At 68.3% G+C, this 21,101-nt stretch carries 21 protein-coding genes; 6 read left to right on the top strand and 15 right to left on the bottom strand.

The window, feature by feature from the left end; translation table 11 throughout:
• Window positions 1-3 precede the first annotated feature (3 nt).
• The 12 genes from WT97_RS16675 to WT97_RS16620 all read right to left on the bottom strand — a co-directional run bounded on the left by WT97_RS16675 (window position 4) and on the right by WT97_RS16620 (window position 9,577).
• A complete protein-coding gene (locus tag WT97_RS16675) occupies window positions 4-1,212 on the bottom strand; it encodes an AAA family ATPase (RefSeq protein ID WP_060353840.1) in 1,209 nt (402 codons plus the stop codon).
• 22 nt (window positions 1,213-1,234) lie between these two features.
• Complete coding sequence (locus tag WT97_RS16670) at window positions 1,235-1,678, bottom strand: TadE/TadG family type IV pilus assembly protein (protein WP_059500021.1); 444 nt, start codon at window positions 1,676-1,678, stop codon at window positions 1,235-1,237.
• Window positions 1,675-2,211, bottom strand: coding sequence for a TadE/TadG family type IV pilus assembly protein (locus WT97_RS16665; protein ID WP_060353839.1), 537 nt, complete (start codon window positions 2,209-2,211; stop codon window positions 1,675-1,677). The genes WT97_RS16670 and WT97_RS16665 overlap by 4 nt, the downstream gene beginning before the upstream one ends.
• 13 nt (window positions 2,212-2,224) lie before the next feature.
• Window positions 2,225-3,496 (bottom strand): pilus assembly protein TadG-related protein, encoded by a 1,272-nt coding sequence (locus WT97_RS16660; protein WP_059500023.1) that lies wholly within the window; start codon window positions 3,494-3,496, stop codon window positions 2,225-2,227.
• A 25-nt stretch (window positions 3,497-3,521) separates the two neighbouring features.
• Window positions 3,522-3,818 (bottom strand): hypothetical protein, encoded by a 297-nt coding sequence (locus WT97_RS16655; RefSeq protein WP_059500024.1) that lies wholly within the window; start codon window positions 3,816-3,818, stop codon window positions 3,522-3,524.
• Window positions 3,819-3,838: 20 nt separating this feature from the next.
• Window positions 3,839-5,764, bottom strand: a complete 1,926-nt coding sequence (locus WT97_RS16650; protein ID WP_060353838.1) for a type II and III secretion system protein family protein — start codon at window positions 5,762-5,764, stop codon at window positions 3,839-3,841.
• 103 nt (window positions 5,765-5,867) lie between these two features.
• On the bottom strand, window positions 5,868-6,707 hold the full coding sequence (cpaB, locus tag WT97_RS16645) for a Flp pilus assembly protein CpaB (RefSeq protein WP_034209045.1): 840 nt from the start codon (window positions 6,705-6,707) through the stop codon (window positions 5,868-5,870).
• 35 nt (window positions 6,708-6,742) lie between these two features.
• Window positions 6,743-8,143, bottom strand: a complete 1,401-nt coding sequence (locus WT97_RS16640; protein ID WP_059500027.1) for an ATP-binding protein — start codon at window positions 8,141-8,143, stop codon at window positions 6,743-6,745.
• Window positions 8,144-8,175: 32 nt separating this feature from the next.
• The gene (locus WT97_RS16635; RefSeq protein WP_059793639.1) at window positions 8,176-8,715 is read right to left on the bottom strand and encodes a prepilin peptidase; all 540 of its coding nucleotides are present in this window, start codon (window positions 8,713-8,715) and stop codon (window positions 8,176-8,178) included.
• Window positions 8,716-8,743: 28 nt separating this feature from the next.
• Window positions 8,744-8,962: a Flp family type IVb pilin gene (locus WT97_RS16630; protein WP_059500029.1), complete on the bottom strand. Its 219-nt coding sequence runs from the start codon at window positions 8,960-8,962 to the stop codon at window positions 8,744-8,746.
• A gap of 82 nt (window positions 8,963-9,044) precedes the next feature.
• A complete protein-coding gene (locus WT97_RS16625) occupies window positions 9,045-9,236 on the bottom strand; it encodes a Flp family type IVb pilin (RefSeq protein WP_059500030.1) in 192 nt (63 codons plus the stop codon).
• 149 nt (window positions 9,237-9,385) lie between these two features.
• The gene (locus tag WT97_RS16620; protein ID WP_059500031.1) at window positions 9,386-9,577 is read right to left on the bottom strand and encodes a Flp family type IVb pilin; all 192 of its coding nucleotides are present in this window, start codon (window positions 9,575-9,577) and stop codon (window positions 9,386-9,388) included.
• 1,050 nt (window positions 9,578-10,627) lie between these two features.
• Between WT97_RS16620 and WT97_RS16615 the strand changes: the two genes are divergently transcribed.
• From WT97_RS16615 to WT97_RS16600, 4 genes are read left to right on the top strand one after another with little or no spacing between them, the layout of a single operon-like run.
• Window positions 10,628-11,863, top strand: a complete 1,236-nt coding sequence (locus WT97_RS16615; RefSeq protein ID WP_060353837.1) for a glycosyltransferase family 87 protein — start codon at window positions 10,628-10,630, stop codon at window positions 11,861-11,863.
• The gene (locus tag WT97_RS16610) at window positions 11,863-13,242 is read left to right on the top strand and encodes a glycosyltransferase family 87 protein (RefSeq protein ID WP_060353852.1); all 1,380 of its coding nucleotides are present in this window, start codon (window positions 11,863-11,865) and stop codon (window positions 13,240-13,242) included. The genes WT97_RS16615 and WT97_RS16610 overlap by 1 nt, the downstream gene beginning before the upstream one ends.
• 24 nt (window positions 13,243-13,266) lie before the next feature.
• Complete coding sequence (locus tag WT97_RS16605; protein ID WP_059500033.1) at window positions 13,267-14,310, top strand: glycosyltransferase family 2 protein; 1,044 nt, start codon at window positions 13,267-13,269, stop codon at window positions 14,308-14,310.
• Window positions 14,311-14,322: 12 nt separating this feature from the next.
• Complete coding sequence (locus WT97_RS16600) at window positions 14,323-14,706, top strand: GtrA family protein (protein ID WP_060353836.1); 384 nt, start codon at window positions 14,323-14,325, stop codon at window positions 14,704-14,706.
• A 121-nt stretch (window positions 14,707-14,827) separates the two neighbouring features.
• On the opposite strand, the gene WT97_RS16595 is transcribed toward WT97_RS16600, so the two are convergent.
• Both WT97_RS16595 and WT97_RS16590 read right to left on the bottom strand, forming a co-directional pair.
• Window positions 14,828-15,769, bottom strand: coding sequence for an ABC transporter substrate-binding protein (locus WT97_RS16595; protein ID WP_059500035.1), 942 nt, complete (start codon window positions 15,767-15,769; stop codon window positions 14,828-14,830).
• A 99-nt stretch (window positions 15,770-15,868) separates the two neighbouring features.
• The gene (locus tag WT97_RS16590) at window positions 15,869-16,990 is read right to left on the bottom strand and encodes a TauD/TfdA family dioxygenase (protein WP_060353835.1); all 1,122 of its coding nucleotides are present in this window, start codon (window positions 16,988-16,990) and stop codon (window positions 15,869-15,871) included.
• Between the two features lie 414 nt (window positions 16,991-17,404).
• On the opposite strand from WT97_RS16590, the gene WT97_RS16585 reads away from it, so the two are divergent.
• Together WT97_RS16585 and WT97_RS16580 are read left to right on the top strand one after the other, a co-directional pair.
• The gene (locus tag WT97_RS16585; protein ID WP_060353834.1) at window positions 17,405-18,847 is read left to right on the top strand and encodes an MFS transporter; all 1,443 of its coding nucleotides are present in this window, start codon (window positions 17,405-17,407) and stop codon (window positions 18,845-18,847) included.
• Window positions 18,848-18,900: 53 nt separating this feature from the next.
• Window positions 18,901-20,169 carry an ATP-grasp domain-containing protein gene (locus WT97_RS16580; protein ID WP_059793648.1) on the top strand — a complete coding sequence of 423 codons (1,269 nt, stop codon included), beginning with the start codon at window positions 18,901-18,903 and terminating at the stop codon, window positions 20,167-20,169.
• Window positions 20,170-20,202: 33 nt separating this feature from the next.
• Here the strand turns inward: WT97_RS16580 and WT97_RS16575 are convergent, their stop codons facing one another.
• Window positions 20,203-21,078 (bottom strand): LysR family transcriptional regulator, encoded by an 876-nt coding sequence (locus WT97_RS16575; RefSeq protein WP_059793650.1) that lies wholly within the window; start codon window positions 21,076-21,078, stop codon window positions 20,203-20,205.
• Window positions 21,079-21,101: the final 23 nt, after the last annotated feature.

Here is a 21,101-nt window from a genome sequence, read left to right as displayed (position 1 = left end):
GAATTACATCGACTTGAGCTTCGGCGTGGCCTTGCGGCCGAACAACCGGGACATCAACGGTTCGGTGTGCGTCGCGCTGCGTCCCGCGCGCACTTCTCCGTCGACGAGTTGCTTCGCGCACCCCTGCAACGCACGCGTGACCGCCGAGCCGCGCGCGAGCCGCGACACCGGATGGCCCTGGTTGATCGCTTCGAGCACGGTGTCGGCGTCGTCGGGAATCGTGCAGGCCGCCTGCAGGCCGAGCACTTCCTCGAGCGCGGTGCGGGTCCGCTCGCTCGCGCGCGTCGCGCGGTTCACGATCAGCCGCAACCGGTCGGTCGAATAGCCGAGCGACACGAGCATCTCCAGCAGCCGGCGGCCGGCGCGCACGTGCGGCATCGCGGGCTGCAGCACGATCTGGATCTGGTCGCTGCGATCGAGCGCGACCATCGACAGCGGGTTGATGCCGACGCCGACGTCGAAGATCACGAAGTCGTAGCGCGGCGCGGCGACGCCGAGTATCCATTCGAGCGCGTCCTCGCGCACCTCGGCGGCCTTGAACGGGTCGCCGGCGCCGGCCAGCACGTGGAAATTCTCCGTCACGTGCGCGACGCTCGCGTCGAGAAACGCGCTGTCGAGCCGCTCAATCTGCGCGCACAGCTGCGGCAGCGTCGACGGCGGGGTTTCGTCGCTGACGATGAATGCCGCGTCGGCGAACTGCTGGTTCACGTCGATCAGCAGCACGCGGCGCTTGAAGCCCTCGGCGATCTCGAACGCGACGTTGCCGGCCGCGAAACTCGTACCGGCCCCGCCCTTGCACGACATGAACGACACGATCCGCGTGTCGTCGGTATCGCGCCGCGTGCTTTGCGCGGCCGCCCGTTCGAGCGCGTTGCCGAGCGCCTGCAAATCGAGCGGCCACTGCAGCACGTCGCGCGCGCCGGCGCGCATCGCGTCGAGCAGCACGTGCGGCGATGCGTCGGCCGTCACGAGGATGCAGGTCAGGCTCGCGTGCGCGCGGCAGATGCGCTCGATCGCCGACAGCTCGAACGGATCGAGCGACGTGCCGTCGATCAGCAGGACGTCGAACGCGTCGAGCCCGTCGGTGCGATGTTCGATCTGCGACGGGCGGCCGGCGGCGCGCGTCGTGCGATAGCGTCCGCTGTCGGCCACGAGACGCGCGAGCTGCGAAAGCCGCGCGGTATCGTCGGAAGCTACGAGGATATTGATCATGTCGTGTGCCTCGTGTGTTCGATCAGTTGCAGGCGGAGCCGCCCGTCGCGGAGCTCAGGCTTTCGCGCGGCAGCGTCGTCGTGAACGGCGGCATCCTGACCGTGACGTTCACGAACGGAATCATGGTCTTGACGGTGACGTTCGTGACGCTCACCGTGACGAACGAGCACGTGTTGATGTCGCAACTCGAAGGCGTGTAGTTGACCGACACGTTCGCGTCCGACAGCAGCGGCAGCAGCGATCGCACGCGCTTCACGATGCCCGCGGCGTTCACGTCGCAGACCACCGCCGTGCGTGCGCCGAGGCGCACGGCTTCGCTCGCGGTGTTCCAGTAGAACAGCACGCGGCCGAATTCGAAGATGCCGATCAGCAGCATGATCAGCACCATCGCGATGAGGGCGAATTCGACGATCGCCGCGCCGCGCTGCGCGCGCCGGCGTGACCGCGGAAACCGGCGCGCGTTCATGACACTTGCCTCATCACGGTGACGATGTTGCCGAAGGTGATCGACGGCAGAGCCGGATACGCGGGAATCGGCTGATACTTGTAGCCGCTGATCTTCACTTCGACGACGTTGATCGCGCCCGCCGCCGCGCCGCTCGACGAATTGTTGTTGTCCGCGTCGTAGGTCGGCAGGTTCGCGAACTGCGACGGGTCGGACCCGTCGCCGCAGCCGGTCGTGCGCTGGGCGTCGCAGATCGTGACCATCGACGTCGTGAGCCCCGGCACCAGCTCGGTGCCCGACGAGCCGCACGTCGTGCTGCCGTACACGACCAGGCACTGCGCCTGCGACACCGGATACGCGCTGTCGGTCGGCAACCAGACCGACAGGTAGCGCGCCGCGTCGCGGGTCGCCTTGGTCAGCGTCTCGTACTGGTAGATCGCCCGGCCGAACTCGGCCACGCCGGTCGCCAGCAGGATCATCGGCATCAGCACGAGCGCGAACTCGACGGCGACGGCGCCGCGGGTGCGCGAACGACGAATCGGCAGCTTCTTCATGATCGTCTCTCCGCTATTGAACGAGCATCGGCACCTGGGTGCCCGACGCGCTGCCGCTGCCCGGCAAGCCGTGCGTCGCGCACGGGTTGTTGCCGGAAACCGACGAGCCGAGGTATTCGAGGTGCGCGACGACCGGGCCGCTGCCGGCGCTGAACGGGAGCGGATCGAGCATCAGCACGCAATCCCATTGCGTGACGTGGACCTTGCCGCTGCTGCCCTTCAGCGTCGAACAGTCGCCTTCCGGTGCGAGCGCGAGGCGCCGGTCGCTGCCGTACGTCGTGTAGTTGCTCGCCGTCGCCGTGCCGTTGGTCGCGATGCCGCTGCCCGACGGCGGTGCACCGTCGCCCTGGTAAGGCTTGAAGCTCGCGCGGTCGGCCACGAACTGCGTGTACGCGTCACCCTTGATGCCTGCCGTTCCGGGCGGCCCATAGTTCGGCCCGACATACGCGTAGCCGGTGAAGTCGGGCTGGCCGCTCGAGCCGTTCGCGCCGTTCGTATAGATGCCGAAGCGCGTATTCCACGCACGCTGCGCCGCCGACTTCAGGCCGGTGGTGCTCAGGTCCGGCGGGCTCGTGATGTTGCAGGTATTGCCCGACAGCTCGCTCGCGAGCGTCGTCTCGTTCGTCGAACCGTCGAGCGCCGCCCAGCCGAAATTGCCGGGCCCGTAGGTCGACGACGACCCGGACGGCGACGAGATCCAGTCGCCGACCTTGTAGGCCGGATCGGACGGGCCACGGCACACGAACACGGGAATCGCACAGGTCGTCTGCCCGCCGCCGACGGTCGCGATCGCGCTCGCCGACACTTCCGCCGCATTCGCGAGCTTCGTGCCCGGCAGCACGTTCAGCACTTCGATGAACCAGTGCGCGATGTTGCTCAGCGTCGCGGTGCACTTCACATACTTGATGTTCGACGGCGTCGTGACCGCATTCTTGGCCAGGAACGGGTTGCTCAGCGTATCGCTGAACGTGACGTTCGCGTTCGTCGACATCTGCACCGGCTTCTTCTGGAAAAACACGAAATTCAGGTGGCCGGCTGCGATGCCGTCGGCTTCGGCCACCGACAGGCTGATCGCCGAAGTCAGGTCGCGCGCAGCCGACAGCGCGCACGCATCGGCGCTGTTCTGCAGTTCGCTGCGCGTGACGTACAGCTTGCCGAGATCCAGCGCGAGCCCGACGAATCCGATCATCACCGCCAGCGAAAGGCCGACGATGATCGCGACGGCACCGCGCTGGCGGTGCAGGCTACGACGCGTGACTTTCGGATGGCGGGCTGCGCTGTTCATGGCGTTCTCCCTGAGCGTGCCGTCGTTACTGGGTGGCCTTGCCGATGCCGATCACGAACGCATTGGCGGGCGGCACGGTCTGCTTGAACGACTTGTCGTAGTTGTCGAGCGCGGCCGCGGCGGCGCGGCCGTCGACCCCCGACGCCGACGCCGGATGTTCGCCGGCATGCGGATCGATGATCTGGGCCTGCATCACGGTGCGGACCGAGTCGCCGAAGCGGCTGTCCCACACCGGGGTCGACGACATGCAGCCGGCAAGCGCGAACGCGAGCGGGACGGCAAGCGCCGCACGGCGCGCGAATACGAGGTAGGCGGATTTCATGAGCTTCCCCTTGGATGGCTTCAACGATCGGTGGACTGGGGTTCCGCGGCCGCACGCGCAATCTGCGCGTTGGGCGCCGCCGCGATCCGACGTTTCGGTCGCGCCGCCGGCTGGGCCGACGGTTCGGGGCCGGCGGCCGCGAGGCGCGCGGCGGCGGCTTCGATGCGCGCGACACGCGCCGCGGTGGCCGGGTCGGACTGCGGGGCGGCGGCCGCGACCGGCGCCGGCGCCTTCGGCGGCTCGGCCGGTACCGGCGGCTGCACGTCGGCGTCTTGCGGCACGCGCGGCGCGGCCGGTGCGACCGGCGCTTCCGATTGCGGCGCCGGAGCGGGCGCCGGCGCCTGGGCCGGCGTCTGCGGGGCGGCGGCCGCGCCGTTCGCGGGTTGCTTCGGCTGCGCGCCCGCCTTGCGCACGCCGCCGCGGCCTTCCATGTTGCCGGTCGCATACACGTCGGCTTCGTTCGGCTTCGAGAAGCTGTCGGTCGGCAGCGCGACGTCCGCGGTCTGCAGCGGCTTCACCAGGTGCGGCGTGATCAGGAAGATCAGCTCGGTGCGATCCTGCTGGAACGACGTGCTGCGGAACAGCGCGCCGAGCACCGGCACTTCGCCGACGCCCGGGATCGCCTTCAGCGCGCCGGTCGCGTTGTCCTTGATCAGCCCGCCGATCGCGAACGACTCCCCGTCGCTCATCTGCACCGTCGTCGACGCGCGCCGCGTCGTGATCAGCGGCAGGATCGACGTGCCGCCGATGTTGGACGCGCTCAGCGTGACGCCCGTCTGCGACAGCTCCGACACTTCCGGCGCGACCTTCAGGCTGATCCGGCCGTTGGCCAGCACCGTCGGCGTGAACTTCAGCGCCACGCCGAATTCCTCTTCCTGCAGCGTGATCGACGACGTGCCGTTGCCGCTGCTCTGCGGGATCGGGATGAAGATCTTGCCGCCCGCGAGGAACGTCGCTTCCTGGCCGCTGATCGTCACGAGGTTCGGCTCCGCGAGGATCTTGACGAGGTTGTCGGTGTTCTGCGCGTCGGCCGCGATGCTGAACGGCTTGTTGTTCGCCTTGTTGAACACGGCGCCGCTCGCGACGCCCGCGAGCAGGTTGCTGACCAGCGCGCCGCTCCACGACCCGAACCCGCCCTGGATGTTGAACGCGCTGCCCATCTGGTTGATCAGCGTCTTCGACACCTCGGCCACCTTCACCTCGAGCATGACCTGCTGCGGCGAGGTGACGTTCAGCATGTTGAGCACGCCGCCGCCCTGCTTGCCGCCGCCCGCCGCATCGCCCGCGCTGTCGCCGTACGCGTGGGCGATCTGCACGGCCTGCTGCGCGGCCTGCGAGCTCGACACCGTGCCGGCGAGCACGATCGTGCCGGCCGCGGTCGACACATGAATGTCGCGCTCGTTCGGCATCAGTTGCAGCAGCGACGCCTGCAGGCCGCCGGCGTCCGCGCCGACCGCGACGTCGATCACGCGACATGCGCCGCTCCTGCCCTGCACGATCATGTTGGTCGTGCCGACCGCGAGCCCGAGGATGTACAGCGTCTGCGGCGACACCATCGTCGCCTGCGCGACGGCCGGATTGCCGATCGTCCGGTTGCGGACCGGCTCGGGCATCGGCACCAGCAGCGACTTGCCGAGCGGCACGGCGACGCTGGTCGATTCGCGCACCGCGCCGACGCAGTTCGGCCCGCGCAGCGGCCCTGCCGACGCGGCGGGCGCAGCGGCCGGCATCGGCGCCATGCTGATCGTCATCTGCATCGGCCCCTTGCCGGCCGCGGCCGGCGCGCCGGCGCCGCCCTTCGTCAGCACCGCCGATTCGACGCCTTCCTGCGCGAGTGCGCCATACACGGTCAGCCATCCCGAACAAAGGATCGCGGCCATCGTCGTACCCCGTGCGACGCGTGTGCGTAGCGGGCCGGTACCTGTGCGTTGCGGTTTGATCTTCATTTCGTCTGATCCCCCGAGAGACCGGCGCCGTGCCGGTTATCGACTTCCAAGGCCGCCGCGCGTTGCCGGCGGCCGATCTGTTGGTCTGTCTATGTGGATGACTTCAGAAACATTCGACGCTGCCTTTCACGCCGGTCAGCACGCCGACGCAATCGCGCCGCGCTTCCGGCGCCGCATGCGACGCGACGTGCACGCGGACCGGCCGCGCGCGAACGGGCGCCGGCTGCGCTTCGGGTGCGGGCGCCTTGCCGAGCAGCGTCAGCTTGGTCGCGCCGTCCGTGTTCAGCGTCTTCTGGTCGACCTGATTGCGCAGCACGAGCGACAGCGTGCCAACGCTGCGTGCGACGTCGAGCCGTTCGGCCTGCTCGGGCGTGACTTCCAGCGTCACCGCGTTGACCACCTTCGGCGCCGTGTCGTCGCGGCTCACCTGCTGCGCGACGGCGAGCACGAGGATGTGCTCGAGCACGATCTTGGAGATGCTCTGCCCGTCGGTCTTGCCCTGCTGTTCCTGCGTGTTGACGATCACGTCGACGTAGTTGCCCGGCAGCGCGAAGCCGGCGACGCCGACCACGTCGTTCACGCGCACCGTGATCGCGCGGCTGCCGTCGGCGATCACCGCGGACAGCCCGCCCTTCGTGCCGACCGGTGCGAGCTTCGATTCGATCACCGGCTCGCCGCGTGCGAGGCTGGTGCGCACGACGCGCCCTTCGAGCGCCTTCGTATCGGTGAACGCGCCGGTCGGCACGCTACCCGACGGCCAGCTCACCATGTGGATCTGGTTCGGCCCGAGCGGCTCGCCCAGGTTCAGGTCGGTGCTGGCGACCGCAACGGACGTGACCGAGCTCGTGGACGTCTGTACCAGCCAGTGGGACGCGAACACGACCGCGGCAAGACCCGCGATCATCGCGACGACCAGCATCATGAGCGCTCGACTGTTTTTCATGGCAATGCTCCTCGACGAATCGTGAAAGAAACCGCTCAACCGGTGACGAACGTACGGCCTGCGCGCTCGACGGGCGGCGGATGGCTGCCGTCCCGCTCGGGCGCCGCACCGAAGTAACTCGCCCACGCGTCGTACAGCGCGTCGTGCGTCACCTCGGGCGGATCGCCGCGATAACGCGCGCCGGCGGCCACGAGGCGCAGCAGGTCCGCCGGGAAGCACGCGAGAAACGCCTTGCCGGTCGGCAGGTGCAGCCGATGCAGCAGGAAGTCGAACGCATCGCTCGCCGACACGAGCCCGAGCGATGCGCAAGCCGCGTCGTACACCGCGCGGTAGTCGTCGATCGACATCGCGCCGACGTGCAGCTTCGAGCCGAGGCGGCGCATGAATGCGTCGTCGCAGAACTGCTCCGGCGCGAGGTTGCTCGAAAACACCGGCCATACGTCGAACGGCAGCACGAAGCGGTTGCCGGATTCGAGCGTCATGAAATCGTCGCCGCGATCGAGCGGACGCAGCCAGCGATTGAGCAGGTCGCGCGGCTCGACACGCTGGCGGCCGAGATCGTCGACGACGTACATGCCCATGTTCGCCTTCATGTGCGGCGGTGCCTGGTAGAAGCCGGCCGCTTCGTCGCGACGCAGGTCGAGCTCGTCGAGCGTCAGCTCGCCGCCGGACATCACGACCGGCCGCCGGCACAGGCGCCAGCGGCGATCGACCGACTGGCCGCCGCTCGCGGTTTCCGCGTCGACATGCACGAGCGGGTCGTAGACCTGGATCACTTCGCCGGCCGCACAGATCGCGTGCGGCACCGGCACGCGGCCGTGCATCAACGCGCCGAGCCGCTCGGCGAGAAAGGTCTTGCCGCTGCCGGCCGGGCCGTAGATCAGCAGCGGCCGGCCCGCGTTCAGCGCGGCGGCGGCCGCATCGAGCACCGCCGTGTCGATCACGACGCCTTCGAACGCCGCCCACACGTCGCTCTGGCCGATGTGCAGCTTGCGCACCGAATGCGCGGCCACGCTCGCGAGATACGCGTCGAGCGTCACCGGCGCGGGCCCGCTGTAGCCGCTGCGCTCCCGTTCCTCGAGCGCGAGCACGCGGCCCGCATCGGTCAGGCGGAACGTCACGTCGAGATCGGTCGCGCCGCGATGGGTCAGCTCGACGAGATGCTCGCGCACCAGGAATGCAAACACCTCGTCGAGCACCGCGAGCGGCAGGCAGTGCCGCTCGACCAGGTCGCCGTACGACGGGCGGCCGAGCACCAGCGTCGACTTCAGTACGAGGCCGGCGACGAACGCCATGCTGAGCCCCGTTTCAGCGAGCGAGCGCGGCGCCGACGGCAGCTGCGCGCCCAGCTTCGTATGGACCTCGCGCGACGGCGGCGGATCGGGCAGGCGTGCCACCTGCGCGTCGCGTCTCGGTTCGGTGTGGTTCGTGTTCATGATCGTTGCGTCCTCGTTGCGGATCCGCCGCGCTATGCGCACGACGCGAACAGCATGCCCAGCGTGCCGGCCGCGATCGCCACGCCGTACGGCAGCGTGCCGACCGATGCGATCTCGACGGGGCCGCCGTCGGCCTCGGCACGCGCCGCTTGCGAACGCCGCACGATCAGCGTGCGCACGTTCGCCCACATCCGGCGCGTCCGCCCGCGCAGCAGCGCGTAGGCGACGGCGCCGATCCCGCCGGCCAGGAACGTGGCCAGCACGATGTAAAACGTCATTTCCGCGCCGACCCATGCACCGATCGCGAGCATCAGCTTCACGTCGCCCGCCGCCATCCCGCGCAACAGGTAGAACGGCAGCAGCAGGCCGAAGCCCGTTGCGGCTCCCCCGAGCCAGCCGAGCACGCCCGCCGGCGCGCCGTGCAACAGGCACTGCGCAATCAGCGCGCCGGCCAGGCCGAGCAACACGAGACGGTTCGGAATGCGACGGGTCGCGATGTCGGTGCCGGCCGCGGCGACCGCGAGCAGCGTCACGCACAACGGAACCGGATAAGGCGGCGCAACGGGAAGCATGGCGAACCTCGCGGGTCGAATCGGTGGATCAGGAAACCATGGACAACGCTGTGGTCACGGCGGTGGCCACGGCAGCCGTCACGGCCGCTGCGATCGCCTCGTACGCGTCGCCGAGCGAGCCCTTCAGCGTGACGACGCTGCCCAGTACCGCGATGGCGAACATCGATGCGAGCAATGCATATTCGATCGACGTCACACCCCGTTCGTCGGCGATCCAGCGACGTGCGACACGCGCGATGGCTTGCATGATGGTCTCCGGTTTCCGGTTGATCGGATGGCCAGGGACGGCTCGAGCGCTGCACCGGCCGAGCCGTCCGCGGCATCGTGCATCAGATGCCTGCCACCGCCGAATCGAGGTCGGCCGCGATCGTGCTGAACACGGTCTTGAGGTCCTTCCCGATGGTCGACAGCGCGAGGATGATGCCGACCGCGATCAGTGCGGCGATCAGGCCGTATTCGATGGCGGTCACGCCGTCTTCGTCGCGAATGAAACGGCCGGCTTGTTGAATGAGCTTGGACATGGTGATCTCCTTGCGTGGTGACTTTCAAAACCCTCGCGCACCGGCTGATCGGACGACCGTGCATCGATACGTCGAGGAATGTCTTTGATGCCGTATGGCGCCGACGAACGATTTGGACGATTCGCGCGAACCGTTCGTCGTACCGCCCGTCAGATGCCTGCTACCGCCGAGTCCAGATCCGCGGCGATCGTGCTGAACACGGTCTTCAGATCCGTACCGATCGTCGTCAATGCGACGACGATGCCGATCGCGATCAGCGCGGCGATCAGGCCATATTCGATGGCCGTCACGCCGTCCTGATCCCGGACGAACCACGCGATCTTTTCGATGATTCTTGACATGAGCACTCTCCTTTCGGACTGCTATGAAATACCCTTCGTCGGTCAGGACTTCGGGGGGTGGGCACCACCGGCACTACTCGAAAAATCGGAACCCGACGCTCAGTCGCGGAAACGGGGAGGCACACCCCTGTCCGTGCGAACGGGTATTGGCGAGACGGAGCATGAGAGACGCGCATCCGGGTCGGCCGGCCGGATGAACCGGGCAGGTCGATCGACCGGAACGGCACGGCGGCCGTTCGACGCGTGGAATCCAGTTGAACGGGAGATGAACTCCCGGCAAAGCTGCAATGTGTCTTTGACGCGGCTTGCGATCCGCGCCGTGCTGTGGTCTTTCATTTTTATTCCCCATGTACTGCCATGCCGATTTCTTATTGCCCGGAAGCAATCGGGTCTCGTTGGTCGTTCGACGGCGGTTCCCGCGGTCGATCGATCTGGAGTTGCGTATTCCCCGACGCGCTCCGGACCACTTTTCCGCAGGCGATTCGCGGGCCGGTTCCTCTGCTTGTTGCCTGACGTGCCCGGTCGCCGCATCGTCGACTGCCGTGCCAACGCTTACGCAAAGAGCGGACCATCCTGGGCGAAATCGAGGCGCGGCAAGGGTTCCGGCGATCCGCGCGCCCCCTCGCCGAACGTCCGGCTGCCGAAATGTTTCAACTTTGATATATGCGGTTCGCGCGCATGCGGGCGGCATGAAACCCCGTCGTCGCGCTGCACAAGGATCCAAAAAATTTTCTCGGGATTTTCCCGAACGCGGCGAGTCGCTCGTGCGTCGCGGGTTCGGCGGCATGGCCAGCCGGCAAAAATCGTCGAATGTTTCAGGCCAGAAACACGAATGCCGGCGGCGACGTTTTCTCATACCAGAAATAGCCGTTTTCGCCCGAATCGCTGAACACATTCAATGTCGGCCGGCCGTGCGCGGTTTGCATCGAGCGATTTTTTCTTCAACAATGAATTCACCGGACAACGCCGTTTCAGAGCGATCGATCCGCAGAGCACGACAACATCAAACGGCCGCGACAGACCACGCGGCCACACGACAGACGGGGCATCATGTACACAGCCAATCGTGGAACGCGCGATCGCGCAATACGCTGTGCTCAATGGCTGACGGCCGACCGGATCATTCCGTACAGCTGCATCATGCTGATGCTCTTCGCTGCGCTGCTGATCGTCTGGGGCGTCGTGACCGACGGCTTCACGTCGACGGCCACCGCCCGCCCCGGCACCGACTTCTCCGTCTTCTGGACTGCATCGCATCTCGTGTTGCAAGGCCATGCCGCGGCGGCCTACGACACGTCGTCATTTCTGCAGGCCGAGTTCGCGCACTTCGGTGCGTATCTGCAAAACCGGCCGCTTCCCTGGCTCTATCCGCCGACGATGCTGCTGTTCGTCGCGCCGGTTGCCCTCGTGCCTTTCCTGCCCGCTTACTTCCTCTTTTTCGCGGGCAGTCTTTTATGCTACGCGCTCGCCGTCTCGCGTTTGTCGGGGCTGCGCGCGCATCTTCCCGTGCCGCGCGCAGCGACGCTCGTCGTCGTCGCGTATTCGGCGGTGTGCATGTCCGCGCTGTTCGGCCAGAACAGCATCCTGACCGCCGGCCTCGCCGCACTCGCGCTGCATCTGCTCGGCAAGCGCCCGATCGTGGCGGGCGTGCTGATCGGGCTGCTCGCGATCAAGCCGCAACTCGCCGTCGTGTTCCCGTTCGTGCTGATCGCGACGCGTGCGTGGCGCACCTTCGCGGCGGCGGCGCTCAGCGCGGCGCTGTTCGCGGCGGCCGGCGTTGCGCTGGCCGGCCCCGCCGCGCTGCACGGGTTGAGTCACGCATTGTCGACGGTACGCGCGCAGCATTTCATGCTCGCGTCGTACTGGCTCGCGTCGCCGACGCCGTTCGCCGCGTTGCGGCTCGCGGGCGCGCCGGTGGCGGCCGCGCTGGCCGGCCAGGCGGCGGTCGCGCTCGTCGCGCTCGCCGCGGCCGTCGACGTCTGGCGCCGCACGCGCGACATGCGGCTGCGCGGCGCGGTGCTGGCGGTCGCCACGCTGCTGACGACGCCGTACCTGTGGAACTACGAGCTGACGTGGCTCGGCATCGCGCTCTTCTGCCTGATCGCGCACGGCCTCGACGAAGGCTGGATGCCCGGCGACCAGGGCATCGTCGTGCTGGCGTGGCTGCTGCCGATCTTCGAAATGCTGAACCGGCTGATGAAGCTGCCGCAAATCGGGCCGGTCGTGCTGCTCGCGGTGCTGTTCGTCGTCGTGCGCCGCACGGCGCTCGCATCCCGGAGCGCATGATGAAAACGCCGTCGTTCGCCCGCCACGCGCACCCGGCAGCCGACGTGCATCCGGAACTCCCGATCGCCGGCCCGCGACGCTATCCGCACTGGCTCAATCGCGATCGCGTGCGCCTCTACGCGGCCGCCGTGCTGCTGACGGAGCTGCTGTTCGTCGTCATTTACCTGGTCCGTTTGCACTTGTCGCACGACGGCGCGCTGCAGCCGCTGTCGCAGGACTTCTCGCCGGTCTGGAGCGCCGCATGGCTCGCCGCGCACGGGCACGGCGCCGACGCGTGGCATTACTCCACGTTGTTCGCGGTCCAGAAGCTCGCGCTCCCGACGATGACGCTCGCGGACGGCACGCTGCCGTGGCTCTATCCGCCGACGATGCTGCTGCTCGTGCTGCCGCTCGGCTGGCTGCCGTACACGCTGGCGCTCGTACTGTGGCTCGGCGTCACGATCGCGCTGTTCGCGGCGGCGATGCACGCGACCGTGCAGCGCGATGCCGCGTGGCTGTGCGCACTGGCGTTCCCCGGCGCGTTCCTCACGGTGATCGTCGGACAGACGAGCCTCTTCACCGCGACGCTCGCCGCCCTCGGCCTGCTCGCGCTGAACCGTCGCCCCATCTTCGCCGGAATCTGCTTCGGGCTGCTGACGATGAAGCCGCAGCTCGCGGTGCTGTTCCCGCTCGCGCTGCTGTGTGCCGGCCAATGGCGCGCACTGGCCGCGTGGGCCGCGACGATCGCCGTCGGCGCCCTGCTCGCGACGATTGCGTTCGGCATCGGCCCGTGGCTCGCGTTCATGCACGTGATCGCCCACGTCTACACGCTCGTCGGCACCGGTCATGCGAAGCTCGCGCGCATGCCGACCGCATTCGCGCTCGCGACGCTGGCCGGCTGGCCCGCGCCCGTCGCGCGCGGCCTGCAGTTGCTGTCAGCCGCGGCTGCCGCGATCGCCGTCGTCTACGCGTGGCGCGGCGCCTGTTCGTACGCGCTGCGCGCCGCGACCCTCGCGTGCGCATGCCTGCTCGTCAGCCCCTATCTGTACGACTACGACCTGACGTGGTACGGCATCGTGATCGCGTGGTACGCGCGCTATGCGTGGACGCACGGCTGGCGGCACTTCGATCGCGAATGGCTGATGCTGCTGTGGCCGATGCCGCTCGCGGGCCTCGCGATCGTGCCGCACCTGTCGTTCCAGTTCATGCCGCTCGTGACGCTCGCGTCGCTCGCGCTGCTCGTCGGCCGGATCGCCCGGGAAAGACGCGACGTGCCGTCGATGCCCGATGCGCGCGACACCTCGACCGAGACCGCATTCGCGCACCCGGTCCGACCGCACCACCGCTCGGCGCACGGCATGCACCGCACCGGCCGCCCGACGTTCGGCGCCCACCGGTAAAGCGACATCACAAGGGGAATCATCATGCGGGAATCCATCTACACGCCGCTCGTCTCGCTGGTCGTGCCGTTCTACAACGAAGGCGAAGCCGTCGAGCGCTTCTTCGACGTCGTGATTCCGTTGTTGAGCGCGATCGACGCGATCCGCTTCGAGATCGTCTGCGTGAACGACGGCAGTCGCGACGACACGCTGGAGCGCCTGGTGCGGATCGGCGCCGCCGAGCGGCGCGTGCGCGTCATCGATCTCACCCGCAATTTCGGCAAGGAGGCCGCGCTGACGGCCGGCCTCGACGAAGCCGCCGGCGATGCGGTGATCCCGCTCGACGCCGACCTGCAGGACCCGCCGAGCCTGATTCCGGTGCTGATCGACCACTGGCGCGACGGCGCGGAGGTCGTCGCGGCCAAGCGCAGCAATCGCGCGTGCGATTCGTTCGCGAAGCGCACCGCCGCCGCGATCTACTACCGCGTTCACAACCTGCTGTCTGACGTGAAGCTGCCGGAGAACGTCGGCGATTTCCGGTTGATGGATCGCAAGGTCGTGAACGCGCTGCGCAACCTTCCCGAGCGGCACCGCTTCATGAAAGGGCTGTTCGCGTGGGTCGGCTACAAGACCGTGATCGTCGAGTACCAGCGCGATCCGCGCAGCGCCGGGCACTCGAAATTCTCCGGCTGGAAGCTGTGGAATTTCGCGCTGGAAGGCATCACCAGCTTCAGCACCGTGCCGCTGCGAAGCTGGACCTACATCGGTGTCGGCATCGCGGCGCTCGCGTTCCTGTACGGCACGTTCATCATCCTGCGCACGCTGCTGTTCGGCAATCCGGTGCTTGGCTACGCATCGCTGATCTCGGTCACGCTGTTCATCGGCGGCATCGAACTGATCGGGATCGGCGTCGTCGGCGAATACGTCGGACGGATCTACGACGAATCGAAGCAACGGCCCGTCTACCTGATCCGCCGCCGCTATCAGGCGCACGGCAAGGTGATCGAACTGCCGGTCGCGCGCGACGCCCGCCGCCAGCCGCCCCGCCGGCGCACGCAGCCTGCCAGGGCGCGCATCGGCGCACGCTGACGTGCAAGCGTCATGAGCGGCCTGCTCCAGGCCGAGCGCACGCGGCTCGTGCGCTTCGGCGTGTCCGGTCTCTGCTCGACCGCGATCCACACGCTGGTCGCGACGGCGCTGTTCGCGCTGCTCGACGCGACGCCGGTGACCGCGAATGCGGTCGCGTTCCTCTGCGCGACCGCGTTCTCGTATCTGGCGAATACGCTATGGAGCTTCTCGTCGACGGTGCGCGCCCGCAACGCGCTGCGCTTTCTCGCGGTCACGCTCGCCGGCTTCGTCGAAACGATGCTGCTCGCGCGCGCCGCCGAGGCGCTGGGTGCGTCGCGCGCGATGGGCGTCGTCGCGATCGCGCTGCTGATCCCGCCGACGACGTTCGTGCTGCACCGGCTCTGGACGTACCGGTAAGCGGCGCCCGCCGAATACCGACTTCGACGCGATCGAGCGGTGGGCGGCGCCGACAACGGCCATGACGACGGGATGGCGAACCTGCCGTGGCCGATCGCCCGAGCGGCGCCGCATGCCGGATTCAGGTGCGCGGCAACCCCGGCGGATTGGTCTGCGACCGGTCGATCGCCTCGGCGTCCAACCGCCATCGGTCGAGCGCCTTCCGGTAGCTGCCGTTGGCGATCAGCGCATTGATCGCGAGCGTCAGCGGCTCCGCGAGGCCGCTGCCCTTGCGGGTCGTGATCGCAATGTCCGCGGTGCGCGGCCAGCCGCCGCTGACGGTGCCGATCAGCTTCGCATCGCCACGCAGCGACGCCTGGTACGCGAGCATCGAGTTCACGCTGAAGATCGTGTCGACGCGGCCCGACTGCAGCGCGACCCAGCGCTCGGCCGCATCCGCGTAATACTGGATCTCGACCGGCGCGAGACCGCGCGCGACGTTCTGCCGGTTCCATTCGAGCAGGATCTTTTCCTGGTTCGTGCCCGAATCGGTCACGACACGCAGCCCGGCGACATCCTTCGGCTCGCGGATCGCCGCCAGCTTGCTGCCGATCTTCACGTAGAAGCCGAGCTGGTCCTTCCGGTAGGTCGAGAAATCGAATTTCTCCTTGCGCTGCTCGGTGACCGTCACGTTCGAGATCACCGCGTCGACCTTGCCGGACTGCAACGCGAGCGGCCAATCGGCCCACGCGAGCGGCACGATCTTCAGCTTGCGGCCGATACTGTCCGCGATCAGTTGCGCGAGATCGGGATCGAAGCCGACCACCGTGCGCGCGTCGGTTGCATAGGTGCTGAGCGGCGGCAGATTCGGCGCGATGCCGATCGTCAGCGTGTTCGCTTCGGCAAACCGGAAGCCGGCCGGCAGCGCCTGCTCGACCGCCGGATTTACGGCGCCGCGCTGCCGGGCCGGCTGCTCCGGACTCAGGTCGAACGACGTCGCCTGTGCGGCGACGGCGCTCCCGGCAATCAACGCGACGGCCAGCACGCGGGCGATGCGCGCAACGGGAAAAGCGGTTCTTCTCATGTCTTGTGGAATCCTGTTTTTATTCGACGATGCAGGAAACGAGTCGCGCGGGCAGCGAGCCGGCAACGTTCGGCGCCGGTCGCTGCCACGCCGGGCCGCTCACGCAGGCGTCGCGTCGAGTTCGACCGCAGCCGCGCGCGGCGGCGCCGGTTGCACGACGGGCGACGGCTGCCTCGCCTGCGCCGATTCGCCCGCATAGAGCGCCTTCGGGTCGAACACGCGCGCCTGCAGCGGCGTGAACGCGCGGAAATTCCACAGGCTGCGCGCGACGAACACGCGCTGCACCCAGCGGAACGCGCGATCGTTCTCGTCGTACTGCGGATCGAAGCGGTCGCGCGAGTGCAGCGTGAAGTGGTTGTTGACCAGCACCAGCTTGCCAGGCGACACCTGCACGCCGAACGACACTTCGCGCACCGCGCGATACAGGTTGGCCAGCGCTTCCTGCGCGCGCGCATTGACCGCCAGCACCATGTCCGGATAGAACGCGACCGTCACGCGCGGCGCATCGAGCGGCCCCGACAGCACGGCACTCAGGTCGGTGTTGTCGCGCGGCGTCGGCGCCGCGCCGCGCCACCGGTACGGCACGCGAATGATGTAGTGCTCGCCGTAGAGTTGCGCAATATCGTCCGGCGACAGCAGTCGCAGCGCGCGGCGCGCATCGGCGAGCCGCGTGTACGGTCCGCCGCCGGCCTCGCTGCGCACGCCGAGCAGCAGCAGCGCGAACGGCGACGTGTCGCCTTCCGGCATGTGCGCCTGCGCGGCGTTCTCGATATGGAAATCGAGTTCGACCTCGGAGCCGAGGCCCGTATAGTCGCGCGCGGTCGCCTTGTGCGGCGTCAGGTTGTTCACCAGCTCGCGGCCTTCGTGCGCGATCGAGTACGGCTCGCCGGCCAGCGTGCTCAATGCGACCAGCACGTTCTCGCTCAACACGCCGGCCTTGAACGAGCGGCCGGTTTCCTCGAATCGCGGGCTGCCGTTCACGCCGTCGTCGATCGGCAGGTTGTCGATCTCGATCGAGCCGTGTGCGTCCGCGGTCGGCGCCTTCGCCCGATCGAATGCGTCGACGATCCGGTCGGGAAACGCGTTGTAGGCCAGCTTGCGGACCGCGCTGATATAGCCTGCGCCGCCGGCCGGGTCGTAATCCAGCGCGCCGAGCGTCGTGCGGATGTGAGCGGATTCCGCTGCCGTCAGAGCGATGCGTTCATCTGCGAGATAGGTCATAAGTCTCTCGTATAAAGATCTGGTTCGAAGAGCGGCGTGGCATCGCCGCCGCGCTCCGCCGTCCTCGGGGCGAAGCGCTCGACAAGACTAGGAGACCGGCATTGCATTGCGAAATGATATTAATTCGATTGCAAACAAACATTATCGATATAAGTTCAGCAATCCGGCCGGAACCGGTTCACCTCGCTCAAGCCGTCCCTTAACACGAATACTTGTTAAAAAATCGCTGCTTATTATTTGTATTCGCTAACGGGTCGATGCTATTTTTCCGTCGAATTCGACGCTGCGGCCGGCGCCCGACGGGCAGCCGGCTTTCCTCGTCCGCCTCACGGAAACCCGCCCGATGAATCGATACCGCCAGCCGTCCCACACGCCCTATACGCCCTACACACCCCATACGCGTCGGGAGTCGCGATGAGCGATCGTGCCCCGGCGCTCGACCGCGTCGAGCGCGCACCGATCGCCGCCGAGGATGCGCCCCGCGCGTCGCTGCGCGCCATCTTCCCGACCGTCGCCGCCGCGAGCCTCGGCTTCGCGATCGTCCAGCTCGACGTGACCGTCGTCAACGTCGCTATCCCGAGCCTCGGCCACGCGTTCGGATCGAGCGTCCACGGGCTGCAGTGGATCGTCGATGCCTATACGCTGTCGTTCGCCGCGCTGCTGCTGACGTCCGGCACACTGGCCGACCGCTTCGGCAGCCGCCGACTGTTCGCGTACGGCCTTGCGCTGTTCCTGCTCGCGTCGCTCGGCTGCGCGCTCGCGCCGTCGCTGGCGACGCTGGTTGCCGCGCGGATCGCGCAAGGCGTCGGCGCCGCGATGATCCTGCCCACGTCGCTCGCGCTCATCACGCACGCCTGCGCCAGCGATGCCGCCGCACGCGTGAAAGCCGTCGCGTGGTGGAGCGCGACGGGCGGCGCGATCAGCGCGGCCGGGCCGACGCTCGGCGGCCTGCTGATCGATTCGCTCGGCTGGCGCGCGATCTTCTTCATCAACCTGCCGATCTGCGCGCTCGGGCTGTGGCTCACGCTGCGCCACGTGCAGGATTCGGCCGCCGCTCGCACGCGGCTGTTCGATCCGGCCGGCCAGATCGTCGCGGTGGTCGTGCTCGGACTGCTGACGGGCGGCATCATCCGGGCCGGGGCGCACGGGATGGGCGACCCGTATGCGGCCGGCGCGCTGATCGCGTCGGTCGCGCTCGGCGCGTTGTTCGTCGCGATCGAGCGGCGCGCGAGCGCGCCGATGCTGCCGCTCGCGTTCTTCCGGATCGTGCGCGTGCCGGGCGTGCTCGCGATCGGCGCGGTCACGAATGCGGCGTTCTACGGGTTGATCTTCTCGCTCAGCCTCTATTTCCAGAACGCGCGCGGCTTCACGGCAACCGAATCGGGGCTCGCGCTCGCGCCGCTCACGATCATCATGCTCGCCAACATCGCGAGCGCGCGGCTCGCGGTCCGCTACGGATTTCGCGCGACCGTCATCGTCGGCCTCGCCGTATCGCTCGCCGGCTACGTGTGGCTGTGGCGGACGCTCGCCGCGCACGCGCCGTACGCGTTGCTGGCGCCGGGGCTTGCGGCGATGGCGATCGGCGGCGGCATCGCGATTCCCGCGCTGACGTCGACGATGCTCGGCAGTGTCGAGGCCGGCCGCTCGGCCACTGCGTCCGCGATCCTCAATACCGCGCGCCAGGTGGGTGCCGCGATCGGCGTCGCGACGCTCGGCGCGCTGGTCGCCGGCCAGGGCGCAGCCATCGCGACCGGCGCGGCGCGCGCGTTCGCCGTGGCGGCCGTGCTCGTCGCGGCCTGTGTCGTGCTGGCGGTGCGCTGGCCCGGCGACCCGGCCGATACCGGCACGCGGGCCTGAGCACGCCGGCGCCCCGCATCCTTCACCCGATCCCCCATCCGAGCGAGGAATCCATGCAGCATCGCTTCATCGATACCGTCCTGATCGTCGACGGCGCGTCGACCGCCGCTTACCTGGCCCCCGCGTTTCGCGCATACGGCATCCGTTGCGTGCATGTGATCAGCGACCCCGATCTGCCGGCAATCTACCGAAACCAGTTCGTGCCGTCCGACTACATCCGGCAGGTCCAGCATCGCGGCGACATCGACGCGACGCTCGCGCAACTGAGCGACCTGCGCATCGGCGCGGTGCTGCACGGCCTCGACGCGGCGCTCGAGCTGGCCGATACGCTGGCCGAGCGGCTCGACGTGCCGTTTCGCAACCCGCTCGCGACCTCCGCCGCGCGACGCGACAAGTTCGCGATGAACGAACGCATTCGTCAGGCCGGGCTGCGCGCGCCCGCGCACTTTCACAGCACGTCGGTCGACGAAGCGCTCGACTGGGCGCGCGCCCACGGCACGTTGCCGCTCGTGGTGAAGCCGGCGCGCAGCGCGGGCGTGGCCGGCGTGAAGATCTGCCGGACGCTCGCGCAGGTCGAGGCCGCCGCGCGCGACGTGCTGGCCACCCGTTCGCTGTACAACCAGCCGAACGACGACATCGTGATCCAGAGCTATTCCGAGGGGCAGGAATACATCGTCGACTCGGTGTCGTTCGAGGGCCGCCATCGCGTGGTCAGCCTGTGGGAGGTGCATCGCGACCGCACGCACGCGCCGCGGCTCGACAAGATGCTGGTGCTGAACCACACCGACCCGCGCTACGCCCCGCTGCTCGACTATGCGGCCGATGTGCTCGACGCACTGGACGTGCGCTTCGGGCCGACCCATCTGGAGCTGTTCGATACGGCCGACGGCCCGACGATCGTCGAGCTGAACGCCCGGCTGCACGGCAGCCTCGATCCGCGGCTGACGAGCGCGGTCAGCGGCGAAAATCACGTGTCGGCCGCCGTCGAAGCCGTGCTGCATCCGGAGCGGCTGTTCGGCGACGTCGCCGCGCCGACGGATTTTCGCGGGTACTGCGGGCACGTGCTGTTGCTGTCGTCGCGCAACGGCGTGCTGCGGCAGGATTTCACGTGGCAGGCGATCCAGGCGCTGCCGTCGTTCGTCGGGCTCAAGCAATGGATCAAGGTTGGCGACACGCTGCGCGTGACCACCGATCTGCAGACGGCGCTCGGCACGGTCGGCCTCTACAGCCCGACCTTCGAGCGGCTGCTCGAGGATTGCCGGCGGATTCGCGAAATCGAGGCCGACTTCTTCGCGGACGAAGGCGCGGTCGCGCCGGCCTAGTGCGTGTTCACGCCAGGGCCGCGCAGTCTCGTATCAGCGCGCGAGCAGCGCACCGGCCTGCCGGCCGAGCACCGCGCGCAATGCGTCGAGTTCGGGCAGTGCAGGCGCTTCGTCGGGCGTGACGAGGTAGGTCGTCACGCTGCCGAGATCGTCGAACGCATGCGTGCGCAGCTCCTTGCGCGCCACGTGCTCGGCCGTGATCCGCTTCGGCAGGATCGCGACGCCCATTCCGGCCGCGACGCAGCCGAGGATCGCGCCGAACGTGCCGAACGACGACACCGATTCGATCGCGACGCCGCGCGCCTTCAGCCAGTGCTCCGCGACCGCGCGATACGGGCAGCCGTCGTGAAACGCGAGCAAGCGCACCGTGTTGCCGGCCAACAGTTGCCGGCGCGTGACGGTCGCCGCGCTCGCCAGCACCATGTCTTCCGCGAACGCGGGTTCGTAACGCAGCCCGGGCCGCACGACCGCGCGCGCGGTGAGCGCCGCGTCGATCCGGCCGCGCAACAGCGCGTCGGCCAGGTCCGGCTCGCTGCCGATCTGCACCGCGAGGCCGAGCGCCGGATCGCGTTCCTTCAGCGCGGCGGCCAACGCCGGCAGCCGCGTGGCGGCCGTGCTTTCCATCGACCCCAGCCGCAAGCCGCGGGCCACCGGCGTTTCGCGCACCACCTGCGTCGCTTCGTCGACGAGACGCAGGATGCGGTCGCAATACGGAATCAACCGGCGCCCGGCATCGTTCAGCACCAGCCGCTTGCCGTGTCGATCGAACAGCGGCGCGTCGAGCGACTCTTCGAGCTGGCGCAGCCGCGCCGTGACGTTCGATTGCGTGCAGCCGAGCCGTTCGGCCGCGCGCAACGCGCTGCCTTCCTGCACGACGGCCCGGAAAGTTTCGAGGAGAGGGATGTTCATATCACTTTCTCTTGTTACATATT

Source organism: Burkholderia sp. MSMB1459WGS, assembly GCF_001534535.1.
Classification (GTDB): Bacteria; Pseudomonadota; Gammaproteobacteria; order Burkholderiales; family Burkholderiaceae; genus Burkholderia.
Note: the sequence above shows the minus strand (reverse complement) of the source record. Positions and strands in the feature narration are given on the sequence as shown.